Source organism: Gemmatimonadota bacterium (assembly GCA_040388625.1).
GTDB lineage: Bacteria > Gemmatimonadota > Gemmatimonadetes > Gemmatimonadales > Gemmatimonadaceae > Fen-1247.
Genome location: JAZKBK010000003.1, coordinates 177,944 through 193,879, shown reverse-complemented (window position 1 = coordinate 193,879; position 15,936 = coordinate 177,944). Strand labels below are relative to the sequence as shown.

At 62.0% G+C, this 15,936-nt stretch carries 14 protein-coding genes; 10 read left to right on the top strand and 4 right to left on the bottom strand.

The genetic code is table 11. From position 1 onward, the window contains the following. Positions 1-34 precede the first annotated feature (34 nt). The 3 genes from V4529_06500 to V4529_06490 all read left to right on the top strand — a co-directional run bounded on the left by V4529_06500 (position 35) and on the right by V4529_06490 (position 2,861). The gene (locus V4529_06500; protein ID MES2357979.1) at positions 35-667 is read left to right on the top strand and encodes a DUF4440 domain-containing protein; all 633 of its coding nucleotides are present in this window, start codon (positions 35-37) and stop codon (positions 665-667) included. Between the two features lie 238 nt (positions 668-905). Then, on the top strand, positions 906-1,451 hold the full coding sequence (locus V4529_06495; GenBank protein MES2357978.1) for a dihydrofolate reductase family protein: 546 nt from the start codon (positions 906-908) through the stop codon (positions 1,449-1,451). A gap of 105 nt (positions 1,452-1,556) precedes the next feature. Further along, positions 1,557-2,861, top strand: a complete 1,305-nt coding sequence (locus V4529_06490; GenBank protein ID MES2357977.1) for an aminotransferase class V-fold PLP-dependent enzyme — start codon at positions 1,557-1,559, stop codon at positions 2,859-2,861. A 54-nt stretch (positions 2,862-2,915) separates the two neighbouring features. Here the strand turns inward: V4529_06490 and V4529_06485 are convergent, their stop codons facing one another. Next, positions 2,916-3,308, bottom strand: coding sequence for a nuclear transport factor 2 family protein (locus tag V4529_06485; protein MES2357976.1), 393 nt, complete (start codon positions 3,306-3,308; stop codon positions 2,916-2,918). A gap of 185 nt (positions 3,309-3,493) precedes the next feature. Further along, the gene (locus V4529_06480) at positions 3,494-4,144 is read right to left on the bottom strand and encodes a hypothetical protein (GenBank protein ID MES2357975.1); all 651 of its coding nucleotides are present in this window, start codon (positions 4,142-4,144) and stop codon (positions 3,494-3,496) included. Between the two features lie 256 nt (positions 4,145-4,400). On the opposite strand from V4529_06480, the gene V4529_06475 reads away from it, so the two are divergent. From V4529_06475 to V4529_06460, 4 genes are all read left to right on the top strand, one after another. After that, positions 4,401-6,203 (top strand): amidase, encoded by a 1,803-nt coding sequence (locus V4529_06475; protein ID MES2357974.1) that lies wholly within the window; start codon positions 4,401-4,403, stop codon positions 6,201-6,203. Between the two features lie 182 nt (positions 6,204-6,385). After that, on the top strand, positions 6,386-7,324 hold the full coding sequence (locus V4529_06470) for a sulfite exporter TauE/SafE family protein (GenBank protein ID MES2357973.1): 939 nt from the start codon (positions 6,386-6,388) through the stop codon (positions 7,322-7,324). Then, entirely contained in the window at positions 7,321-8,442 is a 1,122-nt protein-coding gene (locus V4529_06465) for a cis-3-hydroxy-L-proline dehydratase (protein MES2357972.1), read from the top strand. The genes V4529_06470 and V4529_06465 overlap by 4 nt, the downstream gene beginning before the upstream one ends. Before the next feature lie 185 nt (positions 8,443-8,627). After that, the gene (locus V4529_06460) at positions 8,628-9,821 is read left to right on the top strand and encodes an MFS transporter (GenBank protein MES2357971.1); all 1,194 of its coding nucleotides are present in this window, start codon (positions 8,628-8,630) and stop codon (positions 9,819-9,821) included. 70 nt (positions 9,822-9,891) lie between these two features. Here the strand turns inward: V4529_06460 and V4529_06455 are convergent, their stop codons facing one another. After that, the gene (locus V4529_06455; protein ID MES2357970.1) at positions 9,892-10,926 is read right to left on the bottom strand and encodes an ornithine cyclodeaminase family protein; all 1,035 of its coding nucleotides are present in this window, start codon (positions 10,924-10,926) and stop codon (positions 9,892-9,894) included. A gap of 38 nt (positions 10,927-10,964) precedes the next feature. Next, positions 10,965-11,144 carry a hypothetical protein gene (locus V4529_06450; GenBank protein MES2357969.1) on the bottom strand — a complete coding sequence of 60 codons (180 nt, stop codon included), beginning with the start codon at positions 11,142-11,144 and terminating at the stop codon, positions 10,965-10,967. Between V4529_06450 and V4529_06445 the strand changes: the two genes are divergently transcribed. The 3 genes from V4529_06445 (at position 11,143) to V4529_06435 (ending at position 15,925) form a co-directional block, all read left to right on the top strand. Continuing rightward, a complete protein-coding gene (locus tag V4529_06445; GenBank protein MES2357968.1) occupies positions 11,143-11,760 on the top strand; it encodes an RNA polymerase sigma-70 factor in 618 nt (205 codons plus the stop codon). The two genes, V4529_06450 and V4529_06445, sit on opposite strands and share 2 nt — an antisense overlap. A 79-nt stretch (positions 11,761-11,839) precedes the next feature. Then, entirely contained in the window at positions 11,840-13,009 is a 1,170-nt protein-coding gene (locus V4529_06440) for a FecR domain-containing protein (protein MES2357967.1), read from the top strand. An 87-nt stretch (positions 13,010-13,096) separates the two neighbouring features. Beyond that, positions 13,097-15,925: a TonB-dependent receptor gene (locus V4529_06435; protein MES2357966.1), complete on the top strand. Its 2,829-nt coding sequence runs from the start codon at positions 13,097-13,099 to the stop codon at positions 15,923-15,925. Positions 15,926-15,936: the final 11 nt, after the last annotated feature.

The following is a 15,936-nucleotide window of genomic DNA, read 5'->3' as shown; positions in this document are numbered from 1 at the left end:
CGCCGACACCATCCTTGAACGTGAATTGCGAAAGGTGGCGCGCGAAAGGATACTGGCGTTCGACAAGGGGGATACGGCCCTGTGGTCGCCGTACGTCGATGACGCGTATATCATTGCCACGCCTTCGGGAGGAATCAGGACGAAGAAGCAGGTGATGCAGGGATTTCGACCGCCGCTCGCCGGATACCGTGACGTGTTTCAATTCGAGGATGTTCACATCAGGCGTGCCGGCGACGTGGCGATGATGAGCTACATCATCGACGAGCACGAATTCTGGGATGACGAGAGATACGACATACCGAAACTTCGCAAGACTGACACATACATCCTTCGCGGCGGCCGCTGGCTGATCCTCGCTTCCCAGGAGACGTTTGTCCCGCCGGAGCACAAGGCCGTTCGGATCAACCCGAAGACGTATGATGCATACGTCGGGCGGTATCAGCTGATGCGCTCGCTGGTGTATTCGGTAACGAGAGATGGCGACAAGCTGTTCATGCAGGAGGTCGGCCAACCCGATCGGCGAGAGCTTCTCCCGGAGTCGCCTACGGTATTCTTTTCCCGAGACGAGAGCGGGGAGATCATTTTTGCGAAGGATGCCAAAGGGAAGGTGACGCACCTGATCATTCGCGACAACGGCTACGACATCAACGTCAGGAAGATCAAGTAATCATCGCGAGCAGGACGGAGTGGGGACGGAGTGGGGACGGAGTAGGGACGGACTCCGGCGGAACTTTCTGCCGGGGGGACGGAGTGGGGACGGAGTGGGGACGGAGTAGGGACGGACTCCGAATTACTTCGGAGCGTTAGCTATCGCCGGGCTCAGCCTGCGCTCCTCCGAGCCGTCAGAACCACTTTTGTCCCAGTGTGCGCGATTCTATCGGACATCTATGCGGAGGCATGAGGACATGGGCAAGCTCGTATTCGGCATGATGCAATCCCTCGACGGCTACGTCGATGGCGTCGATGGGAAGCTGGAATTGCCTCCGCCTGGCGTTGCGCTTGGCCGTCATTTCACGGATCACGTCCGCGGTCTGTCCGGCGCCTTGTATGGTCGACGGATATACGAGATCATGCGCTACTGGGACGAGGATCGGCCGGAGTGGGATGCGGGTGACCACGAATTCGCTGCGGCATGGCGCGCGGTCCCGAAGTGGGTCGTATCACGTACGCTCAAGTCGGTCGGCGCGAACGCCACACTCGTCGGCGATAACGTCGATGCGTTCGTGCGCAGACTGAAGACGGACATCGAGGGTGACATCGACGTCGCGGGGCCCATCATGGCGGCGAGCCTGACTGACCTCGGTCTGATCGACGAGTATCGTCTCTACTTCCGCCCCTTCGTGCTTGGCGGCGGCAAACCGTACTTCGCCGGCGCGCGGCCACCGCTCCGCATCATTGCCAGCGATCGCGTTGGCGAGGACGCGGTTCGGGTGACATGTGTCCCGGCCTGAACGCGCTATTCCCCGCGCTGCACGCCAGTAATGCGTGGCTGGTCGTCCCACTGGACGAATCCACCGCGCCGAGCGAAGTTGGGTGCGTCTCCAGCCCTCACTCCCATGCCTGACCGCCGCACGTTCCTCGCGTCCATGCTCGGCGCGAGCGTCACAATGCCCACTGTCCTGCCCGCCATGCGGGCCGACGCATTTCGGCACCTTCGGCGTGCCGACGAGAGAGCGCGCCGCGGTCCGCCGGCAGCCACCAGTGATGACGAGTCTTACTGGGGCGAGATCCAGCGCGCGTTCGACATCGATCGCACGATGGTGAATCTCAACAACGGCGGTTGTTCGCCCGCGCCCACGCACGTGCTGGAGCAGATGATCCGCGACCTTCGCTTCTCGAACGAGCTCCCCGTGGATCACATGTGGCGCGTGCTCGAACCCCGCATCGAGTCGGTGCGCCGAGATCTCGCCACCGAATTCGGATGCGATCCCGAGGAGATGGCGATCACGCGCAACGCGTCGGAAGCCAACGAGACGATGATCTTCGGCACCGACCTCGCGCGCGGCGACGAGGTCGTCTTCACGACGCAGAACTATCCACGCATGCAGAACGCGTGGCGGCAGCGTGAGCGTCGTGAGGGCATCGTGCTGAAGCCGGTGAAGATCGAGACGCCGGTGCAGAGCACGGCGTCATTCGTCGATCACATCTCGGCCGCGATCACGCCGCGCACCAAAGTGATCGAGGTGATGCACGTCAGCTACCAGACTGGATACATCGCACCCGTGCGCGAGATCGTCGAGCTGGCTCGGCCGCACGGGATCAAGGTGTTCGTGGACGGCGCGCATGCATTTGCGCACTTCCCGTTCAAGCGCGACGATCTGGGATGCGATTACTATGGCACGAGCCTGCACAAGTGGATGAACGCGCCCATCGGCACCGGTTTCCTCTACGTTCGGCGCGACAAGGTCAAGTCGCTGTGGCCGCTGATGGCAGGCGGGGTGGAAGAGGAGGACAACATCCGCAAGTACGAGGAGATCGGAACGCATCCAGCCGCGAACCACAACGCAATCTCCGTTGCCATCGCCTTTCACCGATCGATCGGGGCGGAACGGAAGATCGCGCGCCTGCGGTTCCTGCGCGATCGGTGGGCGCGTCAAGTGCTCGCGTCGAGCGACCGTGCGCACATGATCACGAAGATCGGCCCCACTGAAAGCGGAGCCATCGGCGTGCTGGCGATCGATGGGATGGATATGGGCAAGCTCGGTGGGTGGCTGCTGGACAAGCATCACATCGTCACGACACCCATGGTGACCGACGAGTTTCAGGGAATCCGCATCACACCGAGCATCTATACCACTCTGGACGAAGTGGATCTGTTCGCGGACCGTGTCTCGCGGGCGATCAGGACGGGCATGGCATAGCGACGCGGGCCAACGCCGCGTCGCTACACCAATTCCGTCTTGCGCGATGTTCGATTACGCGAGCAGCCGCGTCCACTGTTCAGTGTCCGTGTACTGATGGAACGACGCGATCCCGTCGCCATCGAAGCGATAGACGTGACAGAACGGCGCGTCCAGCCTGGCGCCTGTGTGCTTCATCGTCCCACCGTAGCGGCCGAGCACGATGATGCGGTCGCCGCCGTCCACAAAGTGATCGGGCGCCACGCTGAAGTTGTCGATCGCGGCGAGCAAGCGGCCGAACACGCCTTCGCCTACCGCCTGCGGGCCGACGTACGGATTCTGGTCGGACAGCGGGCTGCCCGCCGCCTCCCACCAGTGAATGTCGGGCGCCATCGCGCCGAACAGCACCGAAGGATCGTTCTTCGCAAACGCGGCATAAGCCGCCTGAACGGTCTGCACTCTCGACATTGGCTGCTCCGGCTCCAGATGATGATTTCAATCAGGAAGTGCGAGTGATAACGTCAATCCGTGCGTTCAACAAGGGGCGGGGACGGAGTGGGGACGGAGTAGGGACGGAGTGGGGACGGAGTGGGGACGGAGTAGGGACGGACTCCGCACGGAATTGATGATGCGTGCCCTCGCTCGCGCCTCGCCTAAACTATCTGCGCCCGCGGCTTCGGTACGAATTCGAGATGCGGATCCGGGACACACGCCTTCACTTCCTCCCGGACCTGCCCCTTTACCGACCAGCACTCGTCGAACACCGAGCAATAGCAGAATTCGACGCTCAGGCGCTTTGCGTTCATTGCGTGGTCGAACATGTCCCAGTAGCGTGCGTTCGCTTGCGTCTTGTCGATATGGAAGATCAGCCCGTGGTCCCTGGACGCGATGAACCGCGTGGGCTCGTCGTCGTACACCGGCGTCAGAAGCTCGACTGCCTTGTCGGCCTCGGCGGACCCGACTGCGGTGCGGATAAGGTCCTTAACGTTGGTGACGTACTGGTCGCCGAGTCTGATCTTGAGACTCTGTTCGTTGGCGGGGCCGACGCCGTTGTTCAGCAGCTCGATGGTGATGCTCTCGGGCCCATTCGGTCCGGCGAGCTGGCCGTCACTGATGCCGGCGACGAGATACGGATAGGAGTTGGCCTTGAGAAGCCGTGACTCGATGCGTGCGTTGTAGATCGCGATGCCGATCGAGCAGACGGAGATGATCAACGCCGAGATGGCGGTCGTCCATTCCAGCCAGCGCGGCAGACCGGACGGCTTGTGCGAATGATGCGGCAGTTCGGGGATGTCAGGCTCCATGCGACTGTCTCTGATTGTTTTTCGTATTTACGAAGGACCACAAAAAACGAAAATCGCTGGTCACTCGAGGCTTCCTCACGGATGCTGTTTTATAGCGGCGGTCGAACGGGCGCCATCCATAACCTAACAAAAACCTAACAAAGCATTCCCCGTGGACGCCACGCCGGGTTTTCTACCCCTTACCAACTCGCGCTTCACGCGCGATTCTCTGCATGCGTAAATCACCCCTCCCAATCACAGCCATCGGAGCACTGCAGTGAGCAATCCCGAGGACCTGTTGGAGCAGTATCAGACCGATCTGGAATCTTCCGACTTCGACGCAGAAAAATTCGGGATCGATCGCCGTCAGTTCGTCTTCTTCTCACTCGCTGCCGCGGCAGCCTCTGCGCTCGGGGTCAGACCTGCGCTCGCTGAGTCCAGCCTCGGGACTGCCGCCGGCTCTCTTGGGCGACCGCAGCTCCTCCAACAGGAGACCGCGCTCGCGCTCGGCAACGGCGAAGCTCCGGCACTCCAGTTTCAGCCATACCCGGGCGGCACCGGTGCGCTCATGGAAAAGCTCGTGCGTCAACGCGGTGCTGCGGCGTTCGACCGCGGCACGTATGAGCCCGAAGCGTGGACCGGTGCGGTGCCCGCCTCGGACGACGACATCGCCTTTCTCCCCGCGCACCAGCTCTCCGCACTCATCAAGGCTCGGCGGATCACATCGGCGCGCCTCACCGACATCTACCTCGCGCGACTCAAACGCCTCAATCCAACTCTGCTCTGCGCGGTCACCATCATGGAAGACCAGGCGCGCGCCGAGGCCGCGCGTGCCGATGCGGAGCTCGCCGCCGGTCATTACCGCGGACCGCTCCACGGACTTCCTTACGGTGTAAAGGATCTGTTCGCCACCAAGGGCGTGCCAACTACCTGGGGTGCGAAGGATTTCGAGAATCGCATCATCGACATGGACGCTGAAGTTGTCGTGCGTTTGCGCGACGCTGGCGCGGTATTGATCGCGAAACTCGCCACCGGACTTTTCGCGCAGAACGATCAGTGGTTCCGGGGACGCACCAACAATCCGTGGAATCTGTCGCAGGGTTCCAGCGGTTCGTCCGCCGGTCCGGCATCTGCTACAGCGGCAGGCTGTGTTGCATTCGGAATCGGCACAGAGACATCGGGCTCGATCGTATCGCCGACCATCCGCTGTGGCTTGAGTGCGCTTCGTCCCACGTTCGGCAGTGTAAGTCGTTACGGCGGCATGGTGCTGGCCTGGTCCCAGGATCGCGTGGGACCCATCGTGCGTAGCAGCGAGGACGCTGCCATGGTGTTCAACGTGATTCACGGTGTCGATGAGAAGGATCCGTCCACGGTGACGATGCCGTTCCAGTTCAACCGGAGCATCGATGTCGGTGCACTCCGCATCGGTGTGGACGACAAGGCACCAAAGGAGCTGGTGGACAAGCTGAAGGAACTGGGAATGAAGCCCGTGACCATCGGAGCCCGTCCGACCGTACCTGGTCTCACCGGCAGTGGCGGACTCGACGTCGAAGATGCAGCGGCGTTCGACTCGTACGTGCAGACCAAGGCAAAGGAGATCGGACTCGATCTCAACAACCTGCCGCCGTTGCCGGTGCGCGGCAGCGGCGAGGGGCGTGATAATCGTGCGACAGCGCCAACCAATCCGATGGCGCCAGCGGACTGGAATCCCCGGTTCGTCAACGGGCGGCGCATAGCGGGACTGGAGTTCCTGCAAACCGAACGTCGTCGCTACGTACTGGTGACCAAGTGGGCGGAGTTCCTCAAGGATCTGGACATGTACATCGGAAGCCCGTTCGCCGACATCGGCGCCAACGCGCAGACCGGACACCCCAGCGCCGTTCTACCGTACAAGTTTGGCGTACCGCAGCCCGCCGGTGGCAGACCTGGCGCCGCACCAGCCGCGCCGGCGCCGCAACTCAATCCGCAACCCATCTGCGGTCAGATAATCGGCAACCTGTACAACGACGATCTGATCCTGTCCGTCGCGCACCAATTCCAGATTCACGACGACACCGTGCGGCGGCACCCGACGCTGTAGCAAAGCAAGGAACGAGCAGGGTTGGCATCGATTCACCGAGCACCACTACCGGTGACGGAGGGCGCGCGAGCGTGTCGGCGGTGGAAGACCAGCTCGCCGGCACCCCGCCGCCGGACCGGCGGGTGTCGATCCGGCGGGGTCGAGGACACGGCCTTACCGAGTAACCGGATATTGGATAAACTATCCGTGGCGATTCCGGGAATCGCCGTCGGGGCCTGTATCATGATCCCCGACTCTCGCTGGCAATCACGGCCGCGCGGTATCTCGCGTTCCGTGAACGGCGCGGAATTCACACTTGTTCTGGAGCGTTGATGACAACACCGGCCAGTAGCACTACTCGTCACACTTCGATGCCGCTGCTGCTCGGAGTTGGCGCAGCTGCAAACTTCTTCGACACACTCGGCATTGGCTCGTTCGCAACGACGACCGCTGCACTGGTACTCGGGCGCATGGTGGAGGACGACGACATACCCGGGACACTCAATGTCGGGATGGCGCTCCCGACTGTTTCAGAAGCGATCATCTACATCATTCTGCTGGGAGGATTGATCGATCTGCCGACCATCACAAGCATGGTGATCGCGGGCGGCATCGGCGCGTGGTTCGGCACCGGCATCGTCGTCCACTGGCCGCGTCAATTGATGCAGCGCGCGATGGCGATCGCGCTGCTGATCACGGCGGGATTCATGGCCGTGCGCATGCTGGCGAGTCTTTCGCTGAGCGTCGGGACCATCGGTCTCTCCGGCATGGCACTTGTCATCGCGGTCCTGGGCAGCGTGCTGATAGGGTCGCTCACCAGCCTCGGGATCGGCAATTATGCGCCAACGATGGCGATGACGTACATGCTTGGCATGAACACCAAAGCGGTGTTCCCGATCATGGCCGCATCCGCGGCGCTGATTCTGCCTGCTGCGGCGATCCGCTTCTATCGCTCCGGCCGCTTCGACCGTCGCACCGCGCTCGCCTTCGCGATTGGCGGAGTGCCCGGAGTGCTCGTCGCCGCATTCGTCGTCAAGGAGCTGCCGCTGGGTGTTGTCAAATGGGTAGTGGTCGGCGTCCTTCTCTACACATCCGCCACGCTCTGGATGTCGTCTCGCAATCCGAGGAATGTCGTCGCATGAAGATCTCTGCAATTCGCGCGTACCAGATCGACCTGCCGCTCCACGAAGGCAAATACAGCTGGTCCGGCGGCAACGCCGTGTCGGTCTTCGATTCGACTGTCGTCTCTGTCGAGACCGATGAGGGACTGACTGGCTGGGGCGAGGTCTGTCCGCTGGGGCCTGCGTACCTGCCTGCATATGCGCGCGGTGCGCGCGCAGGTATCGCCGAGCTCGCTCCCCAGCTGCTCGGTACGGATCCGCTTGCGCTGGGCGAACTGAATGAGTTGATGGACCGGTCGATGCGCGGTCATCCGTACGTCAAATCAGCGATCGACATGGCGTGCTGGGATATACTCGGCAAGGCGAGCGGGCTACCGGTCGCAACGCTGATGGGCGGACACGTAGGGCAGGACTTCGCGCTGTATCGCGCTATTTCGCAGGAGTCGCCGGCGCAGATGGCGAAGAAGATCGCGCTCTACCGCAAGCAGGGCTATCACAAGTTCCAGCTCAAGGTGGGCGGCGATCCCGACACCGACATCGACAGAATTCGCGCCGCCGCCGCAGAGCTGTCGCGGGGCGACGTACTCATCGCCGACGCGAACACCGGGTGGACGCAGCACGCCGCGATCCGGGTCGCTGATGCGGTGCGTGACGTGGACGTGTATATCGAGCAACCGTGCATGACCTACGAGCAGTGCCTCGCGGTGCGCCGTCACACCGACCGGCCGTTCGTACTCGATGAGGTCGTGGACGGAATCGACATGGTAGTTCGTGGTGTTGCGGATCACGCCATGGATGTCATCAACCTCAAGATCTCAAAGGTGGGCGGCCTCACTCGCGCGCGTCAGATCCGCGATCTCTGCGTGTCACTCGGCATCGCAATGACGATCGAGGACACATGGGGCGGCGACATCACCACGGCCGCCATTGCACACCTCGCTCACAGTACGCCTGAGCGCTTCCTCTTCTCGTCAACAGATTTCAATTCATACGTCACCGTTGCATTCGCCGATGGTGCGCCGCACCGGCTCAAGGGCCGGCTCGCGGCGTCGCGTGAGCCAGGACTGGGTGTTCGGCCGAATCTGAAGTTGCTGGGCAAGCCCGTAATAGATATCGGCAAGGCGCAACGACGGAAGTGATACGGCAGGGGACGGAGTGGGGACGGAGTGGGGACGGAGTGGGGACGGACTCCGTGTGAATTAGCTTAGTGAGAGTCGGGCAGAGTGCACTTCTAGTGGAAAATACCGCCAACTGTTGGCATCAGGTGAGTCCGCAAGAAAGGTCAGTCTGATCCCAATTGTTCCCCGGCGATGCCTCGCATTTGATGTCCAAGACCTTTCAGTCGCTCGGCAACCGCAACTTTCGTCTGTTCTTCATCGGGCAGTCCATCTCGAACAGCGGCAACTGGCTGACGAGCATCGCGCTGACCCTGCTCGTGCTGCGGCTGACGGGGAGTGGAATTGCCGTCGGCTGGCTCGCGGCATGTCAGTACGGGCCGATTCTGCTGCTTTCTCCCTGGGGTGGCGCGTTCGCGGACCGTTCGGACAAGCGTCTGCTCCTCTTCATGACGCAGGGGCTGGAGATGGCGCAGTCGATCGGGCTCGCCATTCTCGCCTTCCAACCGCATCCGTCGTGGATCGCATTGTACACGCTCGCGATCGCGGGCGGAGTGGTGCTCTCGCTCGACAATCCACTGCGCCGCTCCTTCGTGACGGAGATGGTGCCGGAAGAGCACCGGCAGAACGCGGTGGTCCTGTACAGCATGATCGTCAACCTGTCGCGAATATTTGGCCCGGCGCTCGCAGGGCTGCTCGTGACGACACTGGGCTACGGCTGGTGTTTCACCGTGGATGCGGTGACGTACCTCGCGGTGATCGCCTGTCTTGCGATGATGCGTTCCTCGGAGTTGCTGCGCGTGCCGCCGCATCCGAGACGCCCGGGAGAAGTGCGCGAAGGGCTTCGCTACCTGCGCTCGATCCCGGCGCTCTGGATCACCTACGCGATGCTTGCAGCGATCGGATCACTCGCCTACAACTTCAACGTGACGCTGCCGCTCTTCGTGACACGCGCGCTGCACGGAAGCGACGCGGAGTTCACGATGGTCTACTCGATTCTCAGTGTCGGGAGTCTCGCGGGCGCGTTCTGGGTGGCGCGTCGGGGCCGAGTGTCGGTGCAACATGCGATCGTCGGCGCAGCGGCGCTCGGCGTCACCCTGCTCGGGCTCGCCACGACTCCGAACGTCCGGATCGCCTTGCCGGTGGCGTTCGCTGTTGGAATCGCGAGCATTCTCTATACGACTTCGACGACCGCGCTGGTGCAGGTGCGCGCGCGGCCGGACATGCATGGTCGGCTGCTCGCGATTCAGACCATGTTTCTCGTCGGGAGCTCCGCGGTCGGCGGTCCGATCTCGGGCTGGATAGCCGATGCGTTCGGGACGCGCGCGCTGATCGCCATGGGAGGCGTGGTGTGCGTCATTGCGTCTGCGCTGGGCTACGTCGCCGCGCGCGGGACACCGTGAAAACCGGGGTCGGAGTGCAAGCAATCACGCGCGACCGGTCGGCGAGATCGGTCCAATCGAACCGGGTTCTCTAGCGGAAGAAGTCCATCATGGTGCCGCGACCGCCTGCAATTGCCTTTTCGTAGGTCAGTGCTGCCGCCGCTGCATCCTGGAGTGCGGTGCCGGTCGAATCAAAAATCGTTATCTCGTCGTGCGACGAACGTCCACTCGACCGACCAGAGATGAGATCACCCAGCTCGGCTTTGACATTCGCAACAGTCACGATGCGGCGATCCAGCGCGTGATGCAGCTCGCCGACGTGCGCGCACTGCTCGGTGATGTCGGTGAAGACAGTAGCGCCGCCCATGATTTCCGGGTCCAGTTCCTGTTTGTCCGGACTATCCGCGCCTACGGCGGCCACGAACGTGCCCGGCGCAATCCACGATCGCTGGATTATCGGTTGTCTGCTGGGCGTGCAGGTCACCACTACGTCGCTCTGCTCGAGCGCGATCGGAAGCGACCCCGCGGGCTTGACCGATATTCCCAGTTCTGACGACAACTCCGACGCTGCAGCGGCGGCGTGATCCTGATTCCGGCTCCAGATGAACGCGTTCTTCAACGCCACTGTGTTGCACAGCGCTCGTAGTTGAATTCGTCCCTGCCGTCCGGCGCCGCAGATGGTAGCGGTGCTCGCATCGTCGCGTGCAAGATATCGGGCGGCAATCGCTGTCGCGGCGCCAGTGCGGAGCGCAGTGATGTAGAGCGAATCCATGATTGCCAGCGGGAAGCCATTGGATCCATCGGCCAGGTAGATGATGCCGAGAATATTGGGAAGACCGTTGCTGGCTGCGTTGCCGAAGAAGCCTCCGTTCGCCTTCAGCGCGAAATAGCTTTGCTTATCCATCATCACGCCACCGGCCTTCACATGAAACTCACCGCCAATCGATTCGATGTGCAGGAGGCCGGGCGCCAGTGACCGTCCGGTCGCATGCGCAAGAAATGCGGCCTCTACTGCATCGGTGCATTCGGGCAGTGTGAGGAGCGACATGACGTCGCTCCTGTTGAGCAGAAGTGTTGCTGGCGGTGTTGCCGAGCGTGTTGCCGAAGGTGTTGATGCAAGAGTCATTGTGCTACCGGTTGCACTACAAGACCCCGCGGTTCCGTTTAACCCTGTATCGGTGCTACGATATTCTGGAACGCGCGCAGTCGCCGCGACGCACGGTCACCGGCCGGCAGCTGATCGACGATGGACTTGTCTTGCGACGGAATGTACTTGGTGCTAAGGTAGGCGGTGAATTTGCGCGGAACCCATCCATCATCACCAGAGGCGCTGTAGCCAGCCATGCGAGCGAGCTGGGCAAGACGTCCGTCACCCGCGTCCGGTACGCCGGACCGGCGCGCATCCGCGATTGTCTCCCAGGATCTGGAGCTCGTGCGGCGTGTTCGTCTTGGGGATGAAGGAGCATTCGAGCAGATCTTCCGCGCGTATTACGCGCGGCTCGTCTCCTTTGCGCGCACAGGCATCGACTCGCAGGATCTCGCAGAAGAAACGGTGCAGGAAGTGTTTCTGCATATATGGATGCGGAGAGAAACATGGGTCGTCGAGCGATCGCTCGCGGCGTACATGTTCCGCGCAGTGCGGAACAGAATCTCGAATGCGCGGCGCTCGCTCAGACTCGAGACGTCCTACAACGCCGATATCGCGCGCGAAACCGACGGCGGACTGGATGTGTCGGGCGACGGGCGACTGCACGAAGCCGAAATCGAGGCGGCGCTGGCCAAGGCGCTTGCGTTGCTGCCCGATCGGGCGCGCCAGGTCTTTCTCCTGAGCCGGCGCCAGCATCTGACCTATGCCGAGATCGCCGAGGTGATCGGCATCAGCGTCAAGACGGTGGAGATGCACATGGCCAGAGCGCTCTCTCAGCTCCGGCTCGCCCTCAGCGAGTGGCGCCAGCCGTAGCTTAGCGGTCCGTGTCGTTCCATCCCGTGCCCTTCGAGGGCGATACAGGGTAGGGCGTGCGGCGCGTGACCTTGTACGTATGACGCGGTCCAAGGACTTCGACGCGGCGATGGCCGCGCGCTATCTGTCTGGTGAATCGACGCCGGCCGAATCGGCGCTCGTGGACGCGTGGATCGCGAGCGATCCGGGGAAGCGTGCTGAATTCGACGAGATTCGTCGAGCATGGAGTGCGTCATTCCCTCTTGAACGATCGATCGACGTGGATGAGGCGTGGGCACGCACGGCCGCGCGCATGCATCGATCGGAACGGGCCACGCCGGCTCCGGCTCACGCCGAACACGCACTGGTCCTGCACACCGCGCCGGTGCGCTCCGACGCGTTTGCAGATGAGAAACCCCGCAGGAGCCGGAGACCGTACAGCGGTGTCTTTCGGCTCACGCATGCAGATAGATCCATTGGACTCCGAGCCGCGGCTGCTGCAGTCGTACTGGCCGGTGCCGGCGTCGCTTACGTGCAGCTTGCTGCACGCTTGCGTGACCGTGACGTTCCGGCACGAACGACTCGCGAATTCGCCGCCGCAGCTGGACAGCGCGCCATCATAGATCTTGGTGATGGAACGCACATCGTTCTGGCGCCGTCGAGCCATCTCAGGATGTCGATGCCGGTCCGCGGAACCGGTCTGCGTGAGGCGGTGCTCGACGGCGAAGCGATGTTCACCGTGGCGCACGATACGGCGCGGCCGTTCGTGGTACGCTCGCGATATGGAAACACAGTCGACATCGGAACTGCCTTCGCAGTGCGGGCATACTCCAACGAGCCTTATCGTGTGTCAGTGCGCGAAGGGCAGGTCGCACTCGATCAGTTGACGCCCAAAGACTCGAATCGGCGCTCGCGCATGACGAGCGGCGTTGTGCTCGACGCCAGCGCACCGGTTCTTGTAGCGGGCGACGTTGCCACACGTAGCAACGACGGACGGATTACGATCGCGCATGCCCAGGACGTCGCGCAGATGCTCGACTGGACGAGCGGGCGACTGACTTTCGACCATGAGCCGTTTGCGGAATTGGTCCCGGATCTCGAGCGATGGTACGGCGTGGACATTCACATCGAGAGTCCTGTGCTTCGGACGAGGACTGTCACCGGACAGTTCGACACGGAATCCAAAACCGAAGCCTTCAACGCTCTGGGCCGTGTCCTCGGCGCGAGGCACAGAGTGGATGGCAGGCGAGTGACGTTTTACGTGCGTTGAAATGCAGTAGTGATGCAGTAGTGACGCAGTGGCGGCATGCATGCAACGGTGTTCCGAAGTACTGGCTCTCCTCTCAGGGATGTAGTGATGATCAAAACAGGTCGATCGGCCGGCTGGTGTCTCGCGTTGGTGTTTGCGGTGATGGTTCCTCCGCTCTCCGGCCAGGCTTTGGGTCGCGGATCCGCGGTCGCGGAGTCTGCATCATATCGGTCGGCGAGCGCCGCTCAGTTACAGGCGACCACGATATCTCTCGATCTGGACGATGTTACCGTCAGAGCTGCGTTGCGCGCAGTCGCGGACGACGCAGGACTCCGCGTTCTGGTGCGAGACGATATCCTGCCATCGGGTCGGATTTCGGCGCACATCCATGATGCATCCGTCGAGGACGCCGTTCGCCAGGTTCTTCTTGGTACGAACCTGGTTGCTCGCATCACATCGACCGGACTGATCGTAGTCACGACTCAGTCGAGCATCGCAGCTGCTGCAGCGCCGGGATCCATCGCAGGAACGATCGTGGATGCAAGTACGAAGCGACCCATCGTCGGAGCCACCGTCACGCTCGATAGCTCGGAAAAGGTGTTGATCTCAGGCGATGATGGAAAATTCCGGTTCATCAATGTCACGCCGGGTGAACACACGCTGGCAGTGCGCCGGCTCGGCTACGTCCCGTCCACCCGGCGGGTGACGGTTGGCGACGGCGTCGCGGCAACGCTCAGTATCTCGCTTCAGGTCGCTGCCAATACTCTGGATCAGGTCGTGGTGACCGGCACCGTCGTGGCGACGGAACGCAAGGCTGTTCCCAATGCGATGACTGTCATTACCGCTCAGGACATCGAGCGTCGCGGCGTCACCGACTTCGACCAGCTGTTTCGCGGTGAGGTACCGGGCGTCTTCGACCAGAGCAGGGGTGCGGGCGGAACATCCACGAACGGTTACGGGTTGAGTTACATGACCGCGCGTGGGGTGAGCACTGTTGGAAGCACGGCGATCGCGACCGTCACACCAATCAAGACTTACGTGGATGGGGTGGAAATAGCGTACCCGTTCTATCTGTCGGCAATCGATCCGCGCACGATCGAACGTATGGAGCTGATTCCGGGCCCACAGGCGAGTACGATCTACGGATCCGGCGCGCTGGGCGGCGTGCTGCAGATATTCACGAAGCGCGGCGATGGTCCGGCAGGACGCCCCAAGGTCATGCTGAACCTGCAGACTGGCGCGATACAGAGCAGCTACAGCAACTCTCTCACGCCGCGCCACGACATCTCGGGCCAGTTCTCCGGTCAGGACGCAAGCGGGTTCTCGTATTCGGGCGGCGGTGGCTACAAGTACACTGGTCAGTGGCTTCCCAATCTTTACACCCGCGACGCGAATGGCTATGTCGCAGCGCGGTATGAGCCGAGCAGTACGCTCAGCGCCGACGTGTCGGTCCGTGCGTCTCAGCGGGCCAGCGGCGGCAATTCATACACGTTTCTTGTAGAGGGCCAACGCGCCGGACTGTACGCCTACAATCCCGGCAGTTTCGCGCCGAGCAACGTAACCTACTCGGTCAAGACGCAGACGGCCGGCGTGGGTCTGTCGTGGAAGCCAACTTCCTGGTGGCAGCATCGCGTCAATGTTGGAACCGACGAGACGAACCAGGCATCCTACAAGAATGCGCCGACATTCCTCACCGCGTCGGATACGTTCCAGACGGCGGTACTCATTCCTGTGCGGAAGCAGACCGTTCAATACAGCACGACCGTACAGGGGCGATTCAACGATCAGGTTGGAGGCAACCTGACGGCCGGTGCCGACGCGATGCAGTACGAGACGACTACATCCGTGGCGACGACGCCCTCGTTGACCGGTACGCTCAGCGGAGGTGCAAGTGCACCTCCGTTCATCTCGCGCACAACCGAAACCAACCGCGGCGCATTCGCACAGACGCAGCTGGATTTCTGGAAGACGCTGTATCTCACGGCCGGACTCCGTGCAGAGAAGAATTCCAATTACGGAAGATCGTATGGTGTGAACTACGCGCCACGTTATGGAGCCAGCGTGGTTCACGCGCTCGGGCCTGTCACGGCGAAGCTCAGGGCGGCATACGGAAGGGCAACTCGCGCACCGTCATCCGGCGCGCGACAGGCGGTGTTCCTGACCAATGCCACGTATGGCACATATCAGTCGCAAATCGCTGCACCGCAACTCGCACCCGAATTCCAGGCTGGTACCGAAGGCGGTCTGGAACTGTACTTCTCCGGGCACGGAAGCCTCCAGATCACGCGCTATGACCAGCACGTCGACAATCTCATCATCGGGATACCTGTCGATAGTGTCCGGTCGCTGAACCCGAATACCGCCGGGAATTATCTGTACGCAACGGTATCACAGCGCATGAACGTGGGTGCCGTACGCAACACCGGATGGGAAGGACAGGGAACAGTCAACCTTCCTGCAGGGCTCAGCATGACCGGCACGCTGTCCAATACGATTACACGCTTCCAGCATCTCAACTCATCGTACCAGTGTGCCGCCGCCGGAACGCCAAGCGGGGACCAGTGCCTGTATCCCGGTGCGGGACTGTTCAACATGGCGGAGCATACCGGTGCGCTCTCGGCCAACTATGCAAACGCGCGCATCAATCTCAATACGTCCATGTCATACATCGGGCCGCGACATTTTGCGTATGACATCGGCGACTACTATGCCGCGACGAGCGGAAGATTGTCGACCAGCACCTTCACGTATGTGCCAGTGACCGCTCCGGGCTATGAGACGTTCGATGTACGCGGTGCCTATCAGCTGACGCCGAAAATGCAGGCTACCGTCACGGTTCAGAACGCCGGCAACAATCACGATGGCGATTACACCGGCAGGCGCTTCCTGCCGACCATCGGCAGAACTACGATGTTCGGCATCCGCATCACGAACTGAATCACGGCGGG